2 protein-coding genes are annotated in these 2,486 nt (G+C 47.4%); one reads left to right on the top strand and one right to left on the bottom strand.

Annotation, left to right across the window (positions count from 1 at the left end):
* Positions 1-233: 233 nt before the first annotated feature.
* On the bottom strand, positions 234-1,433 hold the full coding sequence (locus RSA72_RS14365) for an NAD(P)/FAD-dependent oxidoreductase (protein WP_332633421.1): 1,200 nt from the start codon (positions 1,431-1,433) through the stop codon (positions 234-236).
* Between the two features lie 542 nt (positions 1,434-1,975).
* On the opposite strand from RSA72_RS14365, the gene RSA72_RS14360 reads away from it, so the two are divergent.
* Positions 1,976-2,278 carry a hypothetical protein gene (locus tag RSA72_RS14360; RefSeq protein WP_332624713.1) on the top strand — a complete coding sequence of 101 codons (303 nt, stop codon included), beginning with the start codon at positions 1,976-1,978 and terminating at the stop codon, positions 2,276-2,278.
* Positions 2,279-2,486 lie beyond the last annotated feature (208 nt).

The following is a 2,486-nucleotide window of genomic DNA, read 5'->3' as shown; positions in this document are numbered from 1 at the left end:
CCTTCTCTTGCGCCATATATGGCTCAGGGAGAAGGTTAGGATGAGGGAGTTTTTTAATAAGATCCTCTCCCTAGCCCTCTCCTTAAAAAGGAGAGGGAATTCCCATTGTGAATTAAATATTTTTTAAAAAATAACTTATGCAAGAAGTCTATTATTAAAGCTATTCTTAAAGCTATTCTTAAAGAAAGGCGGCTGGAGCCATGCTCAGCCGCCTTTCTCATGCGGGCAGCTTTTTAAACGTACTCAGAGGCTGCATGCGCCGAGGCCCATGCCCATTGGAAATTATAGCCGCCTAAGTGGCCGGAAACATCCAGAATTTCGCCGATAAAGAACAGGCCCGACTGCTTTTTGCTTTCCATGGTTTTGGATGAAACTTCCGCCGTATCCACCCCGCCCAGCGTGACTTCTGCGGTGCGGTAGCCTTCAGTGCCGGACGGCTTGACGTCAAAAGCCTGCAGGCGCTGCGCAATCTGCTCCAGCTTGTCATCGCTCAGATTGCCGATTGCAGTTTCAGCTGACTCGGGCCAAATCAAATTCTGCAGCTCAGCCACCACGCTTTTCGGCAGATGCTCGCTGAACAGCGTACGCAGGAGGACTTTCGGCTGGCTGCTTTTCTTGGACTTCAGAAAATCTTCAACATCCAGCTGCGGCAGGAAGTTGATTTGAAAGCTTTGGCCGGCATTCCAGTAGTTTGACAGCTGCAGCGAGCTTGGCCCGCTTAGTCCGCGGTGGGTAAACAGCAGCGCTTCGGTGAAGCTGTTTAAGTCATTTGACAGGGTGGCTTCAACCGCATTGCCGCTGAGGCGCGCGGTGATTTCCTTAAAGCTGTCGGAGAAGGTAAAAGGCACCAGCCCGGCGCGGGTCGGGTAGACATGGTGGCCGAATTGCTTGGCAATTTCATAGCCAATGCCGGAACCGCCTAGGGTTGGAATGGACAGGCCGCCTGAAGCCACGACAACAGATTCCGCTTTAAAGCAGCCGGCTGAAGTCGCCACTTGGAAGCTTTGGCCATCCACGGCATTCACCGTTTTGACTTCGCAGCCGGTTTTAATTTCGACTAAGCCGGTTTTGCTGCATTCTTCCAAGAGCATGGACAGGATTTCTTTGGCGCCATTCAGGGTGAACAGCTGGCCATGCTTGCGCTCTTCATAGGCAATGCTGTATTCGCAGACCATGCCGATGAAGTCCCAGTTGCTGTAGCGGGTCAGCGCGGAAATCACAAAATGCGGGTTATGCGAAATGTAGTTTTCCGGCTCGACATACAGGTTGGTGAAGTTGCATTTGCCGCCGCCGGACATCAGAATTTTTTTGCCGGCTTTGTTGGCTTTTTCCAGCACCAGCACTTTGCGGCCGCGCTGGGCGGCTTTGTAAGCCAACATTAAGCCTGATGCGCCTGCACCTAAAACCAAGACATCCGCTTCCTGATGAACCATGTGCATTACTCGATCGCCGAAAAGTGGGCAATTATAGAAGATTTAAATGGTTTTTAGTATGCCGCCGGATCAACTGAAAAAATTATCAGGATTATTCGATGCTTGCTGATCTGAATGCCCAGCCTGCGGAGCGTTTTCTGTTCCGCCGCCATTATTCAGCAGTCATTTTGCAGCGCTTACTTTTATAATTCATTGGGCCATATTGCCGATTTTTCCAAAATTGAATTTACGGCTATCTGCGTGGCGGGCATACAAGATAAATGCTTAAAAATAAGCTGCAGCTGGACACAACCTGTCTGGATGCCTGTTTAAGCTCAATGCCAGCTGAGAGGGGTTCTTTATCTATAGTCTTATACTGTGAAGAATGAAATAATTTTTTGATATATTTCAGACTGAAAGAAGCCAACAGCTGATCGATGGTATGGATCATTATGCTGAAACAAAAAAGCATATGCCTGTTAACTATGAGGGCGGATTAGCCGTTTTGCTTTATATCGAAGATAAAGATGGCTGGGCAAAGGATTAATTCAAGGGGTAATTTTATGAATTTTTTAAATCTGTTTTTAGCTGCTGCTTTATTTGCATGCGCCACAGCCAGTTTCGCTGCGCAGAGCAAACGGGTGAGCGTAGTCGTAAAAAAGGTGAATGAATTCAGCGATTCTGGTGATGGCTACACATTTACGACCACAGATGGAAAAGAATACTATGTTTATAATGCCGGCGGCGCTTCCCCGCGCAAAGGCGAAATGCATATTAAGAAAGGCGCTGCACTCTGCTTAAAGCTTAATTCACCTGATGGGATGGGGGATATTGATTCCATTGCAAAAGGGAAATGTAAAAAATAGCGCTTATTGCAGCCTAGCGCTTCAGGCAGATGATAAAGCCATCGTATGATTAATGCCGGTCAGTTAAGAAACTGACAGGCTTTTTCTTTTTAAAGCTTGCGATATTGTTTGATACGCGGAAGCGTCATCCGCAACCTATTTGGTCTATGAAAGGGACTGTTTTTGCAACAAAACTATTTAAGTGCAGAAAGTGAACAGGTTTCGCGGA

It is taken from the genome of Acinetobacter sp. (assembly GCF_036659555.1).
In the GTDB taxonomy this organism is placed as follows: Bacteria; Pseudomonadota; Gammaproteobacteria; order Pseudomonadales; family Moraxellaceae; genus Acinetobacter.
This window is presented reverse-complemented; position numbering and strand designations above follow the sequence as displayed.